This is a genomic window from Alkalibacterium sp. m-11 (assembly GCF_054658155.1).
The window spans coordinates 1-2,040 of sequence record NZ_BAAGIR010000229.1 but is presented as its reverse complement, the minus strand read 5'-3'; the positions used below and the strand labels follow the sequence as shown (position 1 = coordinate 2,040).

Annotated in this window: 2 protein-coding genes; both read left to right on the top strand. The window is 41.5% G+C overall.

Annotated elements, in window-relative coordinates:
- The first annotated feature begins 150 nt into the window (after positions 1 to 150).
- Positions 151 to 756 carry a ribosome biogenesis GTP-binding protein YihA/YsxC gene (gene yihA, locus ACYQ2O_RS11965; RefSeq protein ID WP_091269044.1) on the top strand — a complete coding sequence of 202 codons (606 nt, stop codon included), beginning with the start codon at positions 151 to 153 and terminating at the stop codon, positions 754 to 756.
- Positions 753 to 1,877 (top strand): Rossmann-fold NAD(P)-binding domain-containing protein, encoded by a 1,125-nt coding sequence (locus ACYQ2O_RS11960; protein ID WP_459771308.1) that lies wholly within the window; start codon positions 753 to 755, stop codon positions 1,875 to 1,877. Before yihA ends, ACYQ2O_RS11960 begins: the two co-directional genes overlap by 4 nt.
- Positions 1,878 to 2,040 lie beyond the last annotated feature (163 nt).

The following is a 2,040-nucleotide window of genomic DNA, read 5'->3' as shown; positions in this document are numbered from 1 at the left end:
GTTTGTTTTTAGTGAACTTCATTTTATCAGATTAAGGGGGGAAGAGGTGCCTTTTTGTATTTTAATTGATAGAGCAACGATAGTTGCATTAAAACAACACGAAAAAACAAAAAAATTGGTAATTACTATTATGTAACTGGAGGAGAAAAAATGAATAGTGATAAGATCCAACATGCTGACATCACCATAAGTGCCGTATCTCCTTCTCAATATCCAGATGATGGTTTAACTGAAATAGTCCTTGCGGGGCGCTCCAACGTGGGGAAATCGACCTTCATCAATACGATGGTCAACCGAAAAAAACTAGCTAGAACATCGGGTAAACCCGGGAAGACCCGCACACTTAACTTTTTTAATATAGAAAATGAACTGTTTTTCGTTGATGTACCAGGATATGGATACGCTAAAGTATCTAATGCAGAACAGAACAAATGGGGCAGAATGATGACTGATTATTTTGCTACCAGAGAAGAACTGGCACTCGGAATCCTATTAGTCGACTTCAGACACGAACCGACTGATCTGGATATTCAGATGTATGATTTATATAAATACTATGATATTCCCGTACTTATTGTCGCTACTAAGGCGGATAAGATAAAAAAATCAAAATACAACAAGCATTCAAGTATCATCAGAAAAACACTTGAAATAGAACCCGGCGACAAGCTGTTCACATTCTCCTCTATGACTAGAGAAGGTCGGAAGGAAATATGGGATGAGATTTTGACGTATGTAGGGGATGAGAGAGAATGAAACTTTTAATGTATGGGGTAAATAGAGATACCGTCTCTTCTGACGATATTCACAAGTACAGTCTGACCCGTGCATCCAGAAGAGAACATCTACACGATATACATGCATTCGATGGAGTAAGTGAAGTTGTACTGCTTGTTACTGAAAACAGGAATGAATACTATCTGTATGTAGATGAGAAAGATTTCAAACACGGCGATCTTCTACGCTATCTGTCACAGTATACAGATAAAATGCTTGAAGAAGTGATTCTCGAAACCTACAGCAAGTTCAATGAAGATGTGGTCAGGCATCTCCTGAATTTATCCAGCAATGTTGAGACGGCTGAACAGCATTCCTATGAACCGGTAGATATCATCGATCAGGCGCTCATGGATGCAGTTGAAGAGAAGACTGCCGGACCTGTCCTGCAGATGCTGTTTAAGAACGCTGTCGACTTTTCTCTTGATTTATGTGAAAAGGAATCGATCAGACCATTGCTTCAAGGGAACGTTCCCCGAGCCGTGCGTTCGATCCGCTCTATGCTTGAACCTTCTGGAGATCATCACTATTGTGTAATAGGCAATGAAGACCTTACAAATCAGATAATCAAACATTTTTCTGGTTCAGACTTCGGGTCTCTAACGGTTCTTTACCGCAATGAACATACTGAACGGTCTGTAGAAGAACTGAAAAGATGGTTGGCTATTACTAATCAGCAGAACCGTATCAAACTGATTCATCTTGTTGATTCCAGTCAGTTTCTCTACAGACTCGCAAAAGCAGATGCTCTACTCATCGGCACGTGCGAAAATCATAACTGCATTTCTGAAGAACTGCTGCAGGATATGTTCGAAATGCGTCCTACTGCAAAGAACCAGCTGATATTCGACTTTAGTACTGCTCAGGACGAGACTGTCTTTTCCAGATACGCGTCGCTTACTTATAAGCACATCGAAGACGAAGCTAAGAAGCAGTACGATACTGAAACGATGGAATCTGCACAGACAGCCTTTGAGGAGCTGATATCAGTTGCTACAGGTCAGTATATGAACAGATACAATGAGATACAGGAATGCCAGCAGTTTCCTGCCTTAAAAAAGCTGCAGCCGATTAAAGAAATGGCGTCAGCAGAAAAATAAATCAGGTCGTGTAAAAGAGTCAGGATTCTGACTCTTTTTTTTTCGTGCGCCCGGCATGGGCGACAACTTGGTGGTGAAAGTCCACTACAGACTTGGCAGTAGGAACTGTTAGCGAAAGTCAAGGGTGTCCGCCGTGAGGCGGAATCTGAAGGAAGACGGACGC